Below are 19,411 nucleotides of genomic sequence, written 5' to 3'. Positions count from 1 at the left end.
AAATGGATCTCGACGCTCTTGCCGCGGCTCGTCGCGACGAATGGCAGCGATTGGATGAGCTCAGTCGTTCGCGCCGCCTTTCGGGTAGTGAAACCGATGAGCTCGTCACCCGTTATCGCGCGGCATCCGCTGACCTCGCAGACCTCAAGACATCGGCGGGGCGGTCGCCGCAGGGAGACTACCTGTCGTCGGTCATCGCGCGAGCGCGGCTCCAGCTTACGGGCGCACCCGAAAACGTGTTGGCGCAGATTCCGCGGTTTTTTGCCCTGCAGCTGCCAGCTGCCTTTTACCGTGTGCGGTGGACAGCGCTCGCGGTCGCCGTCGGGTTTACCGTGATTGCCTTTCTCGTTACTCTGTGGATCTCGGCTGACCCCCGGGCTGTCGCAGCACTCGGCGACCGGGCAGATCTTCAGCAGTACGCCGAAGGTGACTTCACCGCGTACTACAGCGAGAACCCCGCAGCTGTGTTTGCGGGAACGGTATGGACGAACAATGCGTGGATAGCCGCGCAGTGCGTGCTATTCGGCGTCACGGGGTTGTGGCCGCTCATGATTGTCATCCAGAACGCCGTCAGCCTGGGGCAAGCGGCCGCGGTCATGGTCGAGTTTGATCGACTCGATGTGTTCTTCAGTTTCATTCTTCCGCACGGCCTCCTTGAACTCACGTGCGTCTTCGTTGCGGCCGCCGCAGGGCTCCAGATTTTCTGGGCATGGGTGGCGCCCGGCCGCCGCAGCCGAGCAGATGCGCTGGCGCGTGAAGGAAGGTCGCTTGCGACCGTCGCCATCGGGCTTGTCTTTGCTCTCGCACTCTCGGGAGTTGTCGAGGGCTTTGTTACCGGACAGCCTTGGCCGGTGTGGGTGAAAATCGCGCTGGGCGCTGCAGCGCTCGGGGTGTTCCTTTTTTACATGCTCGTGATCGGCGCTCGGGCAGTGCGTGCCGGTGAGAGCGGTGACCTCACCGAGTATGAAGCTGGTACGCCCCGACTCGTCGCCGGGTGAGTGAGCGAGTGCTGCGGCATCCGTTCAGCGCGTCGTTGTTTTGAGTTAATCAAAATAACGGTACAGTCGTGTTGATGTCGACTGCTGCTCCCGATCCCGGTACTGATGCGGTCATCCGCGCGGTCGGGCTGCGTGCCACTGCCCCGCGTCGAGCAGTCTTCGACGCTCTCCGAGGGATGCCGCACTCGCGCGCCGACGAGATCTTTGCCCGTGTGCAGCGAGACTCCGACGGGACAAGCCTGCAGTCGGTTTACAACGTGCTCGGGGACTTCGTTGACGCGGGACTGGTGCGTCGGATTGAGCCTGCAGGGAGCCCCGGCCTCTTCGAAGTGCGTGTCGACGACAACCACCATCACCTCGTGTGCACTTCGTGCAGTCGGGTCGAAGATGTCGCGTGCTCCGTCGGCGCAGCGCCGTGCCTGCACCCCGTCGATACACACGGCTATCAAATTCACACCGCAGAGGTGACGTACTGGGGATTGTGTTCCGCGTGCGCTGCCGATGCGAATTCTTCTGCTTCATCGCGAACCCTCTGATCAAGAGCGAAAGCTCAGAGACTCCAAGACGAAAGGAACGTCATGTCCGATATCAACGGATGCCCGATCCCTCACGACGGCGCGGACGAAACCCGCCTTCCCGTCGGCCCTTCACCGGTCGATGCCGAGCCAGAAGGTGTACTTCCTCACCCCACGAGCGGGTCGGCGAACCGTGTGTGGTGGCCGGAGAAGCTCAACCTCAAGATCCTCGCGAAGAACCCGGCCGTCTCGAACCCTCTCGACGAGGACTTCGATTACGCAGCCGCGTTCGAGGCGCTCGACGTCGACAGCGTCAAGAAAGACATCCTCGAGACGCTGACGGTCTCGCAAGCCTGGTGGCCCGCCGACTTCGGCCACTACGGGCCGCTGATGATCCGCATGGCGTGGCACAGCGCGGGAACGTACCGCATTACCGACGGACGAGGCGGCGGCGGTGCCGGCCAACAGCGGTTTGCGCCGCTCAATAGCTGGCCCGACAACGTCAACCTCGACAAAGCGCGCCGGTTGCTCTGGCCAGTGAAGAAGAAGTACGGGCAGTCGATTTCGTGGGCTGACCTCATGATCCTTGCCGGAAACGTCGCGCTGGAGTCGATGGGATTCAAGACGTTCGGCTTCGCCGGCGGACGTAAGGATGTCTTCGAGCCCGACGATGACGTCTACTGGGGCCCGGAAACGACCTGGCTCGGTGACGAGCGTTACACGGGTGAGCGCAACCTCGAAAAGCCGCTCGCGGCTGTCCAGATGGGCCTCATCTATGTGAACCCCGAAGGCCCGAACGGTGAGCCCGACCCGCTGAAGTCAGCTCACGACATTCGTGAGACGTTCGCGCGTATGGCGATGAACGACGAAGAGACTGTCGCCTTGATCGCCGGTGGGCATACCTTCGGCAAGACACACGGAGCAGCGCCCGATTCCAATGTCGGAGATGACCCGGAGGCCGCCGACCTCGATGAGCAGGGTCTCGGCTGGAAGAACACCCACGGCAGCGGCAAGGGCGACGACACGATCACCAGCGGCCTCGAAGTCACATGGACGTACCACCCAACCCGGTGGGACAACGAATTCCTTCACATCCTCTACGCGTACGAGTGGGAGGTTTTCGACAGCCCCGCGGGCGCAAAGCAGTGGCGTCCGAAGGGTGGCGCGGGTTCCGACATGGTGCCCCTCGCTCATGATTCGTCGGCCCGCCGCGAACCACGCATGCTCACGAGCGACCTCGCTCTGCGCTTCGACCCTGAGTACGCCAAGATCACGAAGCGATTCCTCGAAGAACCTGACGCATTCGCGGACGCGTTTGCGCGCGCGTGGTTCAAACTGACGCACCGTGACATGGGGCCCAAGGCGCGTTACCTCGGTTCTGCTGTGCCGGCGGAGGACCTCATCTGGCAGGATCCACTTCCCGCCGTCGACCACGCACTGATCGACTCCGATGATGCGGCATCGCTCAAGCAGCAGATCCTCAATTCGGGCCTCACCGTCGCAGAGCTGGTTCAGACCACATGGGCTGCGGCATCCACGTTCCGTGGAAGCGACAAGCGCGGAGGCGTGAACGGCGCACGAGTACGTCTCGCGCCGCAGAAGGACTGGGAAGTCAACAACCCGGCCCAGCTGCAGAAGGTGCTCGCGGTTCTCGAGGGCATCCAGGCATCCTTCAACGACGCCGCAACGGACGGCAAGAAGGTGTCGCTCGCTGACCTCATCGTGCTGGCGGGCAACGCCGGTGTCGAAAAGGCTGCCAAAGATGCCGGTATCGACGCTGAGGTGACGTTCCACCCGGGACGTACTGACGCCAGTGCCGAGCAGACCGATGTCGATTCGTTCGCGCCTCTCGAGCCGGCCGCCGACGGCTTCCGCAACTACACGAAGGGTCGCCCGACCCTCCCGGCGGAGTATTTGCTCGTCGATAAGGCCAACCTGCTCACGCTGAGCGCACCGGAAATGACCGTGCTCGTGGGCGGGTTGCGTGTACTCGGTGCCAACTGGGATTCCTCGGACTACGGCGTACTGACCGAGCGTCCAGGCGTTCTCACGAACGACTTCTTCGTCAACCTGCTTGACCTCGGCACGACGTGGAAGCCCCTCGACCCGGGAAAGCACGCGTTCCAGGCGACCTCGGATGCCTCGGGCGAGACGCTCTGGACCGGAACCCGCGCCGACCTTGTGTTCGGCTCGAACTCGGAGCTTCGCGCCGTCGCCGAGGTGTACGCGAGCGACGATGCCAACGAAAAGTTTGTCCGTGACTTCGTCGCGGCGTGGGGCAAGGTGACGGAGCTCGATCGCTTCGACCTCGTCTAACCAGCGCCGGCTCGTAAAGTCCGCATAAAAGGCGGCCCGCTCCTCTTCGAGCGGGCCGCCTTTTTCGTGGCCTTCGAATTAAAGGAGGCCCGCGGACTTGAGTGCTATATACCGATCGGCCACGCGCGGGGGGAGTTCTTCCGGGCCTGCGACAACAGTTTCAGCCCCGGTGCGTGAGATAGCGGTGCCAACGGCGGCCGCATCACGGAGCGAACGCTCAGCTGCTGCAGCTCGATACACCGCCGCGGCATCCCCTCGTGACTGCGTGGCGGCAACGACCGAATCATCGGTTGCCGACGCAACGATCACTCGTGTGCGAGAGGAGAGGGCGGGAAGCGATCCTAAGAAGCCGCGGGATGCCTCGATCTCGTCTTGTGCTGTCAGCAACACCACGAGCGAAGGCCGATTCGTCAATCGCCGGACCTGAGCGAACGCGGCATCCCAGTCGGTATCGATCAGGCGTGCCTCGATGGGAGCCATTGCCTCGACGAGCGCCGGAAGGAGGGCAGACCCATCCACTCCGCTCACGCGGGCTCGGACGACTCGGTCGAACATCACGAGGTGAACGTGATCCCCGGCGCGAGTAGCGAGCGCAGAGAGAAGGAGTGCCGTCTCCATTGCCGCATCGAGTCGCACGCCATCACCTACTCGTGCTGCCGCGGTGCGCCCGGAGTCGACGACGATAACGATGTGGCGATCGCGCTCGGGCCGCCATGTGCGGAGCATTGTGGTGCCTGCTCGTGCTGTGGCACGCCAATCTATCGAGCGCACGTCGTCTCCGCGCACGTATTCGCGAAGACTGTCGAACTCGGTTCCCGGCCCGCGGACCTGCACACTCGTGTTTCCGTCGAGCTCGCGTAGTCGAGCAACGCGCGATGGTAGGTGTCGTTGGGAGTGGAAAGGCGGAAGTGCGACGACCGAGACGGCGGAATTCATGCGTCGCTGACGTCCGGCGAAACCTAGGAAGCCGGAGGATCGGACGACGATGAAGCCCGACGAGATACGACCACGACGTCGCGGGAGGAGGGGAACGACCAGGGTGTGCGTGTGCTGAGGAGGGATGTCGATGGGAATGCGCTGTGGTGAGACCCCGGCCGTCGGCTGCCATGCGTCCCTGACGAGGCCACGCAGAATCCGGGTGCCATTGTTAGTGAGCACAAGCTCGGTCTCTGCCCGGATATCTCGCCGCACGCGTGCGGGTGCTTTCCGCTGCACGCGCACGGCGCGAAGGTTTGCTGCGCTGATCACATCACCCGCCACCACGAGAATGCATAGCAAGAGCCATGCGCTGGTCGCGGCCCACGCATTGAACCCTGCCGCCGTCGCCAAGACGACGACCGGGATGCCGGCGGCTATGGCTGCGGCGATTCGTCCAGAAAGGTACACGGTGTTATTAGATCGGTACGCGGGTTTGCTGCACGATCGCATTCAGCACGGCATCAATCGACACGCCTTCGAGCTCGGCATCGGGCCGGAGTCTGATGCGATGACGCCACGTCGGCACCAACATCGTCTGAACATGATCAGGAGTAACAGCGGCATACCCGCTTAGCCAGGCCCAAGCCTTGGCCGCCGAGAGAAGAGCTGTGGTTCCACGAGGGCTCACCCCGAGTTGCACCGAGGGTGACTCGCGAGTCGCGCGGGCGAGGTCGACGATGTAGGCGAGCACATCAGCGGTAACGGCGACGTTTTCGACGGCTCGCTGAGCGTGTTCGAGATGCCCCGTATCGAGTACGGCTTCAACGCCGGCGGCTGCGAGACTGCCAGCACGGAAGCCCTCGGCGTGGCGACGGAGCACATCGATCTCGGCATCACGACCGGGCACGTCAACGATCAGCTTCAACAAGAATCGATCGAGTTGGGCCTCGGGGAGCCCGTAGGTGCCCTCATGCTCGACAGGGTTCTGCGTCGCGGCGACGAGAAATGGATCGGGAAGCGCGCGAGTGACACCGTCGGCCGACACTTGGTGCTCTTCCATGGCTTCGAGCAGCGCTGACTGTGTTTTCGGTGGTGTGCGGTTGATCTCGTCTGCAAGCAGGATATGTGTGAAAATCGGTCCCTCGCGAAACTCGAATTCTGCTGAACGCGAGTCGTAGATGAGTGACCCAGAGACATCCCCCGGCATGAGGTCTGGCGTGAACTGGATGCGTTTCGTCTCGAGGCCGACCGTGCGACTGAAGGTGCGCACAAGCAGGGTCTTAGCAACGCCGGGCACACCCTCGAGAAGCACATGACCGCGAACGAGGAGAGCAATCAAAAGCCCTGTGATCGCGCCATCCTGTCCGACGACGGCCTTGCCGATCTCCTGACGCACGCGATGCATCGCATCGCGCAGTTCACTGTCTGAGGGAAGAGTGCCGGTCATTGAGAGTTCCTTTCCGGGCGGGAAGCGGCGACAACGGCAGCTTCCACAGCGTCGAGCTGCGAAACGAGCTCAACGAGCTCGCGGTCAGTGTGAGGGACCGATTCGAACAGGATGCCGCGAACCCGCTGCGTATCCATACCCGCTCGGGTGGCGGCGGCATCCGAGATCTCTTGCGTTGTGGCCCCCTTGCCGAGCGACAACTGGCGCCGAATGCGAGCGAGAGCACCCAAGCGAATCTGATCGGCGGCGTGGCCGGCGTCGCGTGCGCGCCCGTACAGTCGAGCGCGTCCTTCTGTCGTCTCATTCGCTCGCACCGAGACCGGAAGACGCTCCGCGACAAGCGGGCCGAATCTTCTCCCACGCCACACAGCGGCGGCAATCGTGGCGATGATCGAGAGCGTCATCGCGGGCGTGACCCACCCAGGCGTGAGATCCCCGAGCTCAGGGGCTGCGTTACCGCGCTGGTCGTCAGCCGACGGAACGTACCAAACCACGGTGGGGAGGGACCCGAGGAGTTGCAGTCCGAGAGACGCATTGCCGTTTTCGGCGAGATAGGTGTTGGTGAAAAGTTCTGTGCCATCTATTGCTGAAATGCCGTCACCGAGCAGGAGGCCGAATCCGCCGTGAGAGGGGTAGCACCCCGCGGCGCTCGCCGGGACCGAGAACTCGTTGCCCACGACCACCGCACCGGCGCGCGCTGCGATGTCGCTATCGCAGGCGGCGGCGACTGGCGCGAAGTCGCCATAACCCACGGACTCAGCACCTGGAAAGAGAACACGCAGGCCGCGCGAACCGATGTTCGGAACGACGACTCGGTCAGCACTGTCGGCGAGCTCTCGGAGGTCATCATCTTCGAGAAGAGGGCTATCCGGGAGAACGAGAGTGACGGCATCGTCACTGACCGCTGCAAGCGCATCGTCGTAGGTGCGCACCACATCGACCCTAATGCCCTGATCCTTCAATATCTCGGCGATCGCTTGAGCGCCGTTCGGGCCCGGCGACTCCGGATCGAATGCGCCACGGGCGCTCCATCCGATGTTGGCCGTCACGGCGGCGCCGATAATCGCGGTTACCACGAGCACAAGTACGATGGCGATCCATCCGATCACCCGACCTCGGCGTGACCGCGCTGCGGGGGAGCGCAACAGTTGCCTCACCTTGTGACTCGTGCTTCAGCAGCGAGCGCTTCATCAATTTCCGCGAGCTGCGCGTAGTGGCGCTCCTCGCCGTTTCGTCGCAGGTAGCGGATGTCATCGAAGAGCGTTGCTGCGTGAACGAGAGCTTTTCCGTGTGAGGGGACTATTCGCGCAGCTCGGCGCGCGAATCCCTGAGCGGTGGTTCCCGGCGGCGTTTCGATCAATCCGCGTTCGGTGAGGGAAAGCGCCAGGGCGCGAAAACGCACAACGATCGCTTCGCTCCACTTTTTCTCTGAAGCGAGATCCTGTGCCGCGTTTCGAAGTTCTGCCGCTGATCGCGTCTCCCGGACCCCGAAAAGTTCGGCAGTGTGCGGGTGGACGCGCACCCGAGCTCGCGGGCGGCCCCAGATGAGAAACCCCACAATAATCAGCGCGATGACAACCAGGACAGCGATGATGGCAAGACTTCGTCCCCAACCACCTGAAACTTCAGTGTTGAGGATTCTCTCGACAAAATCTACAAAACCGCTGACGGCGCGGTCGAAGGCCGTGGGCCGCGCTATTTCGTATGCGCTCCGGCTGAGTTCATCTTCAGCCCACCCGCGAGCTTCATCGCCGTCCGGGATGAGAGGAACTGCGGTCAGCAACGTCGTCATGCGTGAGGGGGCCCGTTTTCTACCGGAGGCGTGACGCTGGACGACACGGCGCCCGGCGGAGTCCAAGCCGAGCCGGTCGCGGTAGGGGCCGCGGGCGGAATATATGGCGGCGGCAGCACCGGGGTGCCATACGCTGTCGCGGGCGTCGCGCGCGGGAGGACGCGTCCCACGTTCTGGCGGAAAGGGTCGGCAAGCTCTCGCTCGCCGTTGTCTCGCCGTTCGGTGTATGCGAGCAAGTCGAGGTCCAGGCCTTCATGGCGCATTCGCACGTCGAGATAGATCAGGCACGCCGCGGTCGATTGAACCACGAGAGCAACGGATTGGACCAGCACGGAAAGCGCTTGTGCGAGAACCGTCGACACGATGATGGCGATGATAGCGGTGACATCCGTTTCGCCCGTGGGGGAGAGAATCGTCGAAATCGCAACCTGAATGATCGAGAACGGGGCTGTCACGACCTGTGCGAGCACTGCAAACGTCAGCGAAACCACGACGATAATCCCGAGAGCGGACCAGAACCGCCCACGAATCAGTCGCCACGAACGAGCAATGGCGCCCCGAACCGTCATGTCTTCGAGAATGATGACCGCCGGCACGAGAACGAGCTTCGTGCTCAGCCACAACCAAAGCGGAATCGCAGCCAGAATCAGCACGACGCCGAGTGCTATCGAGAGCGGAAGGAGGACGAATCCGAGCGCTGTGATTCCCGCGGCGAGAGCGACGAACACGATGAGGAACGCACCGGAAACGAGGGCAGCGTAACCGATGAGTCGCCAGAAAACGGGCTTTATCTGTGCCCAAAGTGCGCGCAACGTGCGTTTTTCGGCCACTGCGGCGTACGCGACCTCGGCTACCACAACAGCTTGCACGACCACGCTGAGGGCACCGGCGGCGAGTCCGAGAACGACACCTGCGGCAGCGGTTATCGCGGTGGAGCCCCAGAAGACTGCCCAGTAGTCGTCGCCCATCGGCATCGTATCGAGACGAGAGAACGATGCGATTGCGATGCCACCGATCGCTACGCTCACGATCAGGTATGCAGCAACTTGCACACACAGCGCGAATCCGAGCAGGACGCGCGGGTTGTGTCGGAGTGCGACGAACGATTTTCCGAGAATCGTTCCGAACGACAACGGGTGCAGGGGGATGATCCCCGGCCGCGATGCCGGGGTCCAGGCGTGGTTGGCATTTCCAGACGGAGATGTCACGGTGGCAGTTCCCCCTCGAGCAGTGCAACTGGAATTTCTATCGTGTCATACGAATCCGGCTTGGTTCCCGCAGGTTTGCGCAGTGTCGACTACGCTAGCCGGAGCGCACGACCAGGTGGCATGGAGCCGCCGTCGAGCCCGACTCAAAGGACGAACGCGTTCTCATGACCTCACGCATCCTCGTCGTCGACGACGACACCGCGCTGGCCGAGATGATCGGCATTGTGCTGCGAACCGAAGGCTTCGAAACTGCCTTCTGCGCAGACGGAGCAAAAGCACTGGACATCTGGCGGGAGGAACGACCCGACCTCATCCTTCTCGATCTCATGCTCCCGGGTATGGACGGCATAGAAATATGTACCGAGATCCGGGCTGAGTCAGGTGTCCCCATCATCATGCTCACCGCGCGCACCGACACCGCCGATGTCGTCAAAGGACTTGAGTCCGGTGCCGATGACTACATCGTCAAGCCGTTCAACCCGAAAGAGCTCGTCGCGCGGATTCGTACGCGGCTTCGCCCCGCGTCGGAAGAACCCGCGGAGACACTTCGCATCGGTGACGTGACAGTTGATGTCGCCGCTCATGAAGTGCGCCGGGGAACAGAGTCAATCGCTCTCACCCCCTTGGAGTTCGAGCTTCTCGTTGCGCTTGCGCTGAAGCCTCAGCAGGTATTTTCCCGAGAGATGCTGCTTGAACAAGTGTGGGGATATCACTACAAGGCCGACACGAGGCTTGTGAATGTGCACGTTCAGCGTTTGCGCGCAAAGGTGGAGCTCGACCCCGATAATCCCAAGATCGTGACGACGGTCCGCGGCGTGGGCTACCGCGCTGGCGCCGTGGTGTGAGCATGAAATGAGCACCCCACGCGCCGGAACATCCCGCGCTCGCTGGGTGTTCGGACTGCAAGACGCGCGCACTTGGCCAGAAACCTTGTCGCGATTGTGGCGACGATCACTCCGGTTTCGCACGCTCGTCATCACTATCGTATTGACCGCGTTCGCGATTCTTGTCGCCTGCGTCTGGATGGCTCTTGCCATTCAAGACGACCTCTTCGCCTCGCGACGTGATCAGGCCCTCGAAGATGCACAGCGCGCAACGCTTTCGGCGCAGACGACGCTCAATGCAGCCGAGGCCGAGGGTGACAGCGCAAAGGTTAGCAACGTCATGAGCAACGTCCGGACGATTCTTGCGCGGCAAGCAGGAACAGGCATGATTGCCGTGCTCCGAACGGACACAGCGCCATCCTCTCTCGCCCCGCAGTCGTTCACATCGGGCGGACTTCTCGATAGCGACATATCGCCAGAGATGAGGGCGCGCGTACAGAGCAATGCGGAGCTGCAGTGGTGGCAATCAATTCCCGTTCTACAAAGCAACGGTGACGAGACTGCCGGGATTGTGGTCGGCCAACAGCTCGATCTGCCCGGAGTCGGTGCGTACGAGCTGTACCTCGCCTACGACTTCAGTGCGGCCCAAAACACCCTTGGCTTCGTTCAGGGCATCCTTTGGCTCGTTGGGATGGTCCTCGTTGTTCTGATCGGAGGGATTTCGTGGTTCGTCTTGCGCTCAGTGACGATCCCGATCGGTGAGGCCGCACAGACGAGCGCCAAACTGGCTGCGGGCGATCTGAAGGTACGCATAGGCGTTCACGGCGATGACGAACTCGCCACTCTTGGACGTTCCTTCAACGCGATGGCCGACAGTATCGAGTCGCAGATAAAGGAACTCGCGGAACTCTCTCTCGTGCAGCAGCGCTTTGTGTCCGACGTATCGCATGAGCTTCGCACACCCCTGACAACGATTCGGTTGGCCGCCGATATGCTCAACGATCGCCGTTCGGAATTCGACCCGGCAACTTCACGCGCGGCTGAACTCATGCACGCGCAGGTGGAGCGCTTCGAAGTGCTCTTGACTGATCTGTTGGAGATCAGTCGGTACGACGCTGGCTCCGTTCAGCTCGAGCTGGAACCCACCGCTCTGGCGCACCTCGCTGAAGACGTGGTCGAATCTATGCATCAACTTGCGGAACAGCACGGCAGCGACATCCGAGTCGTCGCGCCGGGTGGATACTCCCCGGTCGATATGGATCCGCGACGTGTGCGCCGCGTCGTGCGTAACCTGCTCGGGAATGCCATCGAGCACGGCGAGGGTCGTCCAATTGTGTTGACCATCGACAGTAATCAGGATGCCGTCGCGCTCGGGGTTCGTGACTACGGGCTCGGGATGTCGCCTGACGAGGTGGAACGAGTGTTCGATAGATTCTGGCGCGCTGACCCCTCGCGTACACGCACGATCGGGGGAACCGGTCTTGGTCTTTCTATCGCCCTCGGTGATGCCCATTTGCACGGCGGCACTCTCGCGGTCTGGTCGCAGTTGGGCCGCGGAACGAACTTCGTACTCACACTCCCGAGACACGGTCATCACACTGTCGGTACGCCTCCGATCACACCAGATCCCGGCGAGGAAGCGATGTCTTTCGATGACCTCGGGCTCACACAGCCGATCGAACTCCCTTCCCGCCCCCAGGAGGAATCATGAGAGTGATACGAGCGCTGTACGCGTCACTTGTCACGCTGTGTGCTCTGGCACTCGTGGCGTGCGCGGGGCTTCCGACGAGCGGGACGGTCAATCCTGGCCTCCCCGCCTCCGGCGAAGAAACCGTCCCAGACTTCTCGTTCGTCGTAGACCCGCCACAGCCGGGTGCGACCGCTGAGCAGATTGTCGACGGATTCATTCGTGCGGGCTCGGGGCCGCGTCAGAACTGGGCGACTGCCCGACTGTTTCTTTCGGAATCCGCGCAAAACGACTGGCAGCCCGATGCGGGTGTGACGGTCGATGTGTTGAGCGAGCGAAAGTACACTGACGCTTCTCCCGAGTCCGTCACGCTGACAGTGAAAACCGCAGCGACAGTCGATGAAAGTGGCGTCTATCAGACCACTGATGGCGGATCAGCGGTTCTGCCGTTCACTCTTGAAAAAGAAGGCGGGGAGTGGCGCATTTCTCAAGCGCCAGATGGCGTCGTGCTGGACGAGGACCAGTTTTCGAGCGTCTTCCACTCGTACTCGCTCATGTACTTCGACCCGACATGGGAGTATCTCGTGCCGGACATCCGTTGGTTCCCAACTCTGAACGCCGCGACACGCATAGCGGACGCGCTCATTGATGGTTCACCGACACCGTGGCTTTCGGGGTCGGTGGTTTCGGCGTTCCCCGAGAACGTCGAGGCGCTCCCCTCCGTTCCAGAAGTGGATGGCGTCGCGCAGGTCGAGCTCACCGAGACGGCGCTCTCGGTCCCGACCGACACACTCTCCCGCATGCAGACTCAGCTTTCAGAAAGCCTCGCAAGTGCTGGCGTCACCGGCGTGCAGATGCTCGTCAGCGGCTCGCCGCTGACCGTGGAGCCTGCAACATATCGATCGACACGCGTGGACGCGCGGCCACTCGCGCAGACCGAGTCGGGATTTGGATTCCTTGCCGGCAGTGATGTGACGCCAGTAGAAGGGCTCTCGGACGCGATGGCCGATGTCGATGCGAAAGCAATCGAAACGGCTGCTGATCAAAAGAGCGCTGCTGTCCTCACCACCGACGTCGTCGTCGTACGTGTCGATGCGAACGCGGCCGCCGAGGACGTCGATGACCGTGCAGGAGTCATCGATCCGACGATCGACCCCGAGGGTTACATCTGGTCCGTTCCCCGCGATCAGCCCAACGCTGTGATCGCCGTGGACGTCGACGGAAACTCGTTTGAGATCGCGACGGCATGGCCCGAGGCGACGGAGATCACGGCGATGCAAATCTCCCGTGACGGTACGCGAATGGCCGCACTTGTGTCTGAGAACGGTCGATGGTCGGTGTGGGTCGCGGGCGTCGTGAGGTCATCAGATGGAGTGCCTGAGCGTCTCGGGGACGCGCTTGCTGTGACAACGCTCGATGAGATCGGAATCGATGTCGGTTGGCTTGATAGTTCGACGCTGGGGGTTTTGAGCGGAGATTCAGATGGAGTGCTGTTCACTCAACAGCCCGTGGGTGGGATAGCCACAACGACGAGCGCCCCACCCGGTGTTATCTCTCTCGCGGGTGCGAATCAACCTGGCCTCGTCAGATTGCTCGGCGCTGACGGAGAGTTGTATGTGCGTCGAACGAACTGGGTATCGTCGGCATCCGGCGTGAGTGTCCTCGCGACCCAGCAGGGTTTGCCCTCGTCTTAGCCCTCCACAGTGAAGAGTAGCGCTCCGGGTGCGCACAGGAGTACGTGAGGGGTTCACGCGAGCGTGGAGCGAGTTCGACGATGGACGCCATGGCACCTATCGAAATCTCTGACTCCATGCGGCGCGCTTTCGCTGATGCTCTTACCCTTTTGTTCCCCATCGAGTGTGCGGGATGTGGGCTGCACGATGTCGCGCTTTGCGACCTGTGTCGAGCAGAACTTCTTCCAGAGCCAATCGTTCAAGAGACGGCTAGCGGGATGCGTGTCTGCAGCGGGCTCGCGTTTGCCGGCGTGAGTGCCCGCATCGTCCGTGCGGTAAAAGAAGAGGGAAAGACAGCAACACTCGTTCGAGCTCTCGCGCCGGCGCTGCGACATGCCGTCGACGACATTTGTGCCCTGTCGGCCGGTACTTCTCCAGATGATGTCGTGATCGTCCCCATTCCCACCTCCCGTGCAGCGATGCGGCGACGAGGTTTTCGCGTGGTGGAGATGATCGGCAAGTGCGCGGGGCTGGCCCCGCGCCGGATCCTTCAACTCACACGTGCAACCGTCGATCAGAGAGAGCTCGGACGGGATGAACGGCAGCGTAATGTCAGCGACAGCATGCGAGCAAGCACTGCTGCGGGCACCCGCGTGTTGCTCATCGACGACGTGGTCACCAGCGGCGCGACTCTCGATGAGGGTGCCCGCGCCATCCGCGCTGCCGGCGGTATTCCTCTGGGTGCCGCGACTGTCGCCGCGACGCCGAAATGGAACGAGGGGGAACATGCAAAGCGAGTTGGTAGGTGACAGCGGGCGCTGTCGGGGTTACGGTGTGAGGACAAGGCGACTGATGGTCTGCCCTTGACCGGGCAGACCGGAACAAGGAGGTCAAAGATGGATACCAACATCGTCGGCGTGGGAGTGGGAATTACAGATCGCTTCCGCTCTGTTGTTGAGGAAAAGACCGCCCGTATAGAGACCCTCGCACCTCGAGCGCAGCTGCTCGAAGTCAAGGTCACCCATCGTGCTTATCATCAGGGCCGAATGGAAGATTCCACTGTGGAGATGACCCTCACCGGTAAAGGTCCCGTTGTTCGCGCGGAGGCCGTAGACGGCGACAAGTTCACCGCTCTCGATATGGCGGTCGACAAGCTCGCAGAACAACTTCGGCGCGCAAAAGACAAGCGCGTTGACGCGCGTAATCACCCTCGCGGTGCGCACTACGAAAAGGGGAGCGGTCAGCTCGAGGGGATCGACGTCGAACCGGCATCGGTTGATGTCCTCCGCGCGGTTGCTACCGGCGAAGTACCAGTTCAGCATGGAGAAGCCGAGGAGGAGTACACCCCTGTCGTCATCCGCACGAAGGATTTCGACGCTGAGTGGATGACCGTCGAAGAAGCGGTGGACCGAATGGAGCTCGTCGGTCACGACTTCTTCCTCTTTATCAACGCCAGAACCGATCACCCCAGCGTTGTGTACCGACGCAAAGGTTGGGACTATGGCGTCATCTCACTCTTGGCTCAAGCACCGCCCGAAGATTTGAGCGAGCTAGCGTCTTAGCCGCGAATACGACGACGCCGAGTCCTCCCCGCACGAGGAGGACTCGGCGTCGTCGTATTCGCCGTGGTGTCTTCAGTCGAACATATCGCCCAGCAGACCGCCCAAGAGCGCCCCGCCGATAAGCCCACCCATGATGTCGCCACCGCCCATTCCGCCGCGACCACCGGACCCGCGTCCGTTCCACCCACCGGGGTCTTGCGGACGTGAAGAATCGATATCACGCTGGGCGAGTGCAAGAGCCTCGCTCGCGAGCGAGCTGGAGCGTCGTGCGTATTGGAGCGCTGGCTCACGTGCGTCGTCGTCGTCCGGCAGCAGGTCGATTTCTCCGCGTACTCGCTCCGCCTCAGCAAATCGCGTGCGTGCATCCGCGCCGATCCAGCCGCGGTGGCCTGAAATCACCGAACGGGTTACTGCGATCTGGTGGTCGGCGTCATCGATGGCGTGCCTGACCTGTTCGGGTGACGGCAGCGGTTTCTCGGCGCGACGTACAGCAGCGGCGACCGCGGTGTCGAGCGCCGAGTTTGCATCGCGGAGCCGCGAAAGTTCGGCAAAGGGATCGGCGAGGGCGCCCGCAGGCGGCAATGCGGCCAGCGCAGCTTCAAGCGCTGCTGCCGAAGAGACAACAGCTGCGCTCGAGGGGACACGCGCTGTCGCCATGAGGTCGGAGCGCGAGTCTGCAATGACCTCCGTGAGCGTGGATTCTGCTCGCAGAGCCTCTATCTCGAAGTCTTCTACGCCATCGAGAAGCGTCGCGGCTCGGCGCACCGACTCGGTTGCCGTGTCAAGCGCGAGAGTAGCCTCTTCACCCCGCCCGCTCTCGCGCCGTCTTGTCGACACGTCAGCGCTGTGTTCCGCAAAATCCAGCAGGTGTGCGGCTTCTCGCGCACTGTTTTCTACCTGTCGAAGCGCGCTCTGCGAGTACCGGCTTGCGAGGCGATCGATAACCTCCTGGGCGTGGGGCACGCGTGTGCGAAGTGCAGCAGCATCGCTGTGGACTTGAGCAAGCACCTCCGGTGCGCGGCGCACGCGGTCGATGTCGTCGGACAGCGCCGAAGTGCGGTCGTTGAGAACCTCTTCGGCCCATTCGCAGAGCTGAACGATTCGAGCGTTTCGGGTGCGCAGCTCTTCAGCGGTATCCGGAATCTCATCGTGATTGAGCTGATGTAGTTGGAAAGCTTCGCCCAGATGGGTGCGCACGGCATCCAACGCCTCGTGTAGATCTGATGTCGCCCGCGTTCCGAGCTCCGCTTCGGCGAACGCGAGTTCGTCGGTCGCGGTACGTACTCGCTCGTCCGCGGACACCAGAGCCTTTTGCGCGTTTCGCGCGAGGTCGGCGTCACGCGCAGCCAGTTCCGATTGCTGTTCGCGTTTTCTTTTGCCCCAGAGCCCGGCCATCCTCTAATTCTACGTCGCCGTGACATACCCACGCCCTGCCCTTTGCTGTGCAAATTTTATGAGCGCATAGGTCGGAAACTCGCGGATTTTCGAGACGAGAGCACCATTGTGGGTACGGCTAGGTGACCTTATCTTCAGTACCCAGTGCGCTCCAAGGTCACGGGCGGATAACATAGCCGGGTATGCCTGGGTGCTGAGTGCCCGGGATGCGGCGCGCCAAACGCCAAACCCGATAGATGGAGATGCTCCGTGGCCAACCCTCTCGAGAAACTGCTCCGAGCCGGCGAAGGACGCCTGCTGAGACGCCTGCAGCAGGTAGCCAAGGCTGTCAATGCGCTCGAAGAGGAATACACGCACCTCACCGACGACGAGCTGCGAAACGAAACAGCCGAGCTCCGTGAGCGCTATGCAGCAGGCGAGACGCTTGACAAGCTCATGCCGGAAGCTTTCGCAGCAGTGCGTGAGGCCTCCAAGCGCACGCTCGGCCAGCGTCATTACGACGTGCAGATCATGGGTGGTGCGGCGCTCCACCTGGGCAATATTGCAGAGATGCGCACCGGTGAGGGTAAGACCCTCGTCGCCACGCTCCCCGCATACTTGAACGCCATCGCAGGCGAAGGCGTCCACGTCATCACGGTTAACGACTTTCTCGCGAGCTACCAGGCAGATCTCATGGGCCGTGTGTACCGTGCGCTTGGAATGACCACTGGCACCATCGTTTCGGGACAGACCCCCGATGTGCGCCGCCAGCAGTATGAAGCCGACATCACATACGGCACAAACAACGAGTTTGGCTTCGACTACCTTCGAGACAACATGGCCTGGCGCAAAGAAGACCTCACGCAGCGAGGCCACTTCTACGCGATCGTTGACGAAGTCGACTCGATCCTCATCGATGAGGCACGAACGCCGCTCATTATTTCTGGGCCCTCGTCGGGCGAGGCCAACCGCTGGTTCACCGAATTTGCGCGAATCGCCCGCACCCTCGAGCCCGGAGTCGACTTCGAGATCGACGAGAAGAAGCGCACCATCGGTGTACTCGAACCGGGTATCGAAAAGGTCGAGGATTACCTCGGCATAGACAATCTCTACGAGTCCGCCAATACGCCGCTCATTTCGTTCCTCAACAACTCGATCAAGGCTCTTGCACTGTTCAAGCGCGACAGCGACTACGTCGTCATCAATGATGAAGTGATGATTGTCGACGAGCACACCGGCCGCATCCTTGCCGGTCGTCGATACAACGAAGGCATCCACCAGGCGATTGAAGCCAAAGAGGGTGTTCCCGTGAAAGCGGAGAACCAGACCCTCGCCACCGTGACCCTGCAGAACTACTTTCGCCTGTACTCGAAGCTGTCGGGTATGACGGGTACTGCCGAAACCGAAGCCGCCGAGTTCATGTCGACGTACGACCTCGGTGTCGTCACGATCCCCACGAACAAACCAATGATCCGTAAAGACCAAGCCGACCTCGTGTACAAGAACGAACAGGCCAAGTTCACGCAGGTTGTCGAAGACATCGCTGAGCGCCACGCGACGGGTCAGCCCGTTCTCGTGGGTACAGTGAGCGTCGAAAAGAGCGAGTACCTCTCGCGCGCGCTTGCGAAAAAGGGCATCAAGCACGAAGTGCTCAACGCAAAGAACCACGCACGTGAAGCCGAGATCGTCGCTCGCGCGGGTCGTTTGAATGCCGTCACTGTTGCGACGAACATGGCGGGTCGCGGTACCGACATCATGCTCGGTGGTAACGCCGAATTCATCGCGGTCCAAGAGATGAAGGCCAAGGGCCTCGACCCGGTCGAAACCCCTGAGCAGTATGAGGCTGAGTGGGATGCCGTCTACGAAGCGGCTCGCGAAATCGCATCCGCTGAGGCTGCCAAGGTCGTCGAGGCCGGTGGGCTCTACGTCCTCGGAACCGAGCGTCACGAGTCACGTCGTATCGATAACCAGCTTCGTGGCCGCTCGGGCCGTCAGGGTGACCCGGGAGAGAGCCGTTTCTACCTTTCCCTCACTGACGATCTGATGCGCCTCTTCCAGTCGGGAGCGGCCGAGGCCATCCTCGCGCGGACCAATTTTCCCGATGACGTCGCAATTGAATCTGGCATGGTGAGCCGTGCGATCCGCAGCGCTCAGACCCAGGTTGAGTCGCGAAACGCCGAAGTGCGTAAAAACGTTCTCAAGTACGACGACGTCCTCAATCGACAGCGTGAAGCGATCTACACCGACCGACGCCACATGCTGCAGGGTGACGACATCGCGGACCGCGTGCAGCACTTCATAGAAGATGCGATCGCGGGAATCGTCGATGACCACACCGGACGCGGTCACACTGAGAGCTGGGACTTCGACGCGCTGTGGACAGAGCTGAAGACGGTCTACCCCGTCAGCGTGACGATTGATGAGGTCATTGCTGAGTCCGGATCGAAGGGTCGCGTGACGCCCGAGGGCCTCAAGAAAGAGCTTCAGTCCGACGCCAAGATTGCATACCAAGTGCGCGAAGAGACGCTGGGTGAAGCAGCGACGCGCGAGCTGGAACGACGTGTTGTGCTCCAGGTGCTGGATCGCCGCTGGCGTGACCACCTTTACGAGATGGACTACCTCAAGGACGGCATTGGTCTGCGCGCAATGGCCCAGCGCGATCCGCTGATCGAGTATCAGCGCGAGGGTTTCCAGATGTTCCAGTCGATGATGGGGCAGATCAAGGAAGAGTCCGTCGGCTTCCTCTACAACCTCGAGGTCGAAGTCCGCCGTCCTGACGGCGAGCACACTGAGGTTGAAGCCAAGGGGCTCGCTGTACCTCCTGTCGAAGCCCAGCGTCTCGAGTACTCGGCAGCGAATGACGCCGGCGAGGTCGAGGTGCGAAATGACCGCGGTCAGGTCCAGAAAGCTGCGACAAACCGTGCTCGGCAGCAAGCTGCGGCATCCGTTTCCCCGGTTGCGCCAAGTGGGCCAGAAGCCGCCCGCGGAGCTTTCGGGCAGGCCACGGATGCCCCGGCTGCGGCGCCAGCGGCGCAGAACCGCGCGCAGCGCCGGGCGTCTGACAAAAAGAAGAAGTAGCCACCCGCTGTCGATTGGC

15 protein-coding genes are annotated in these 19,411 nt (G+C 62.0%); 9 read left to right on the top strand and 6 right to left on the bottom strand.

Features of this window, described 5'->3' with window-relative positions:
• Positions 1-2 precede the first annotated feature (2 nt).
• The 3 genes from G6N83_RS02865 to katG all read left to right on the top strand — a co-directional run bounded on the left by G6N83_RS02865 (position 3) and on the right by katG (position 3,829).
• On the top strand, positions 3-998 hold the full coding sequence (locus G6N83_RS02865) for a stage II sporulation protein M (protein WP_165139100.1): 996 nt from the start codon (positions 3-5) through the stop codon (positions 996-998).
• A 74-nt stretch (positions 999-1,072) separates the two neighbouring features.
• Positions 1,073-1,534 (top strand): Fur family transcriptional regulator, encoded by a 462-nt coding sequence (locus tag G6N83_RS02860; RefSeq protein ID WP_165139098.1) that lies wholly within the window; start codon positions 1,073-1,075, stop codon positions 1,532-1,534.
• Positions 1,535-1,576: 42 nt separating this feature from the next.
• Positions 1,577-3,829 carry a catalase/peroxidase HPI gene (katG, locus tag G6N83_RS02855; RefSeq protein ID WP_165139096.1) on the top strand — a complete coding sequence of 751 codons (2,253 nt, stop codon included), beginning with the start codon at positions 1,577-1,579 and terminating at the stop codon, positions 3,827-3,829.
• 78 nt (positions 3,830-3,907) lie between these two features.
• Here katG and G6N83_RS02850 read toward each other — a convergent pair whose 3' ends face one another.
• From G6N83_RS02850 to G6N83_RS02830, 5 genes are read right to left on the bottom strand one after another with little or no spacing between them, the layout of a single operon-like run.
• Positions 3,908-5,215: a DUF58 domain-containing protein gene (locus tag G6N83_RS02850; protein ID WP_165139094.1), complete on the bottom strand. Its 1,308-nt coding sequence runs from the start codon at positions 5,213-5,215 to the stop codon at positions 3,908-3,910.
• 7 nt (positions 5,216-5,222) lie between these two features.
• Positions 5,223-6,194 (bottom strand): AAA family ATPase, encoded by a 972-nt coding sequence (locus G6N83_RS02845; protein WP_165139092.1) that lies wholly within the window; start codon positions 6,192-6,194, stop codon positions 5,223-5,225.
• Positions 6,191-7,351 (bottom strand): DUF4350 domain-containing protein, encoded by a 1,161-nt coding sequence (locus tag G6N83_RS02840; protein WP_241246261.1) that lies wholly within the window; start codon positions 7,349-7,351, stop codon positions 6,191-6,193. The genes G6N83_RS02845 and G6N83_RS02840 overlap by 4 nt, the downstream gene beginning before the upstream one ends.
• On the bottom strand, positions 7,348-7,986 hold the full coding sequence (locus G6N83_RS02835) for a DUF4129 domain-containing protein (RefSeq protein ID WP_165139089.1): 639 nt from the start codon (positions 7,984-7,986) through the stop codon (positions 7,348-7,350). The genes G6N83_RS02840 and G6N83_RS02835 overlap by 4 nt, the downstream gene beginning before the upstream one ends.
• On the bottom strand, positions 7,983-9,194 hold the full coding sequence (locus G6N83_RS02830; RefSeq protein ID WP_165139087.1) for a glycerophosphoryl diester phosphodiesterase membrane domain-containing protein: 1,212 nt from the start codon (positions 9,192-9,194) through the stop codon (positions 7,983-7,985). Before G6N83_RS02830 ends, G6N83_RS02835 begins: the two co-directional genes overlap by 4 nt.
• A 164-nt stretch (positions 9,195-9,358) precedes the next feature.
• Between G6N83_RS02830 and mtrA the strand changes: the two genes are divergently transcribed.
• From mtrA to hpf, 5 genes are all read left to right on the top strand, one after another.
• Positions 9,359-10,039 (top strand): MtrAB system response regulator MtrA, encoded by a 681-nt coding sequence (gene mtrA / locus G6N83_RS02825; RefSeq protein WP_165139085.1) that lies wholly within the window; start codon positions 9,359-9,361, stop codon positions 10,037-10,039.
• Between the two features lie 7 nt (positions 10,040-10,046).
• Positions 10,047-11,729, top strand: coding sequence for an MtrAB system histidine kinase MtrB (gene mtrB, locus G6N83_RS02820; protein WP_165139083.1), 1,683 nt, complete (start codon positions 10,047-10,049; stop codon positions 11,727-11,729).
• Complete coding sequence (locus G6N83_RS02815; protein WP_165139081.1) at positions 11,726-13,399, top strand: LpqB family beta-propeller domain-containing protein; 1,674 nt, start codon at positions 11,726-11,728, stop codon at positions 13,397-13,399. Before mtrB ends, G6N83_RS02815 begins: the two co-directional genes overlap by 4 nt.
• An 89-nt stretch (positions 13,400-13,488) precedes the next feature.
• Positions 13,489-14,187, top strand: coding sequence for a ComF family protein (locus tag G6N83_RS02810; protein WP_165139079.1), 699 nt, complete (start codon positions 13,489-13,491; stop codon positions 14,185-14,187).
• A gap of 87 nt (positions 14,188-14,274) precedes the next feature.
• Positions 14,275-14,940, top strand: a complete 666-nt coding sequence (hpf, locus tag G6N83_RS02805) for a ribosome hibernation-promoting factor, HPF/YfiA family (RefSeq protein WP_165139077.1) — start codon at positions 14,275-14,277, stop codon at positions 14,938-14,940.
• Positions 14,941-15,012: 72 nt separating this feature from the next.
• Here hpf and G6N83_RS02800 read toward each other — a convergent pair whose 3' ends face one another.
• Complete coding sequence (locus G6N83_RS02800) at positions 15,013-16,335, bottom strand: hypothetical protein (protein WP_165139075.1); 1,323 nt, start codon at positions 16,333-16,335, stop codon at positions 15,013-15,015.
• Between the two features lie 249 nt (positions 16,336-16,584).
• On the opposite strand from G6N83_RS02800, the gene secA reads away from it, so the two are divergent.
• Positions 16,585-19,392 (top strand): preprotein translocase subunit SecA, encoded by a 2,808-nt coding sequence (gene secA / locus G6N83_RS02795; protein ID WP_165139073.1) that lies wholly within the window; start codon positions 16,585-16,587, stop codon positions 19,390-19,392.
• Positions 19,393-19,411 lie beyond the last annotated feature (19 nt).

Source organism: Microbacterium endophyticum (assembly GCF_011047135.1).
Classification (GTDB): domain Bacteria; phylum Actinomycetota; class Actinomycetes; order Actinomycetales; family Microbacteriaceae; genus Microbacterium; species Microbacterium endophyticum.
The sequence above is the reverse complement of the archived record's forward strand: the minus strand, read 5'-3'. Positions and strand labels throughout refer to the sequence as shown.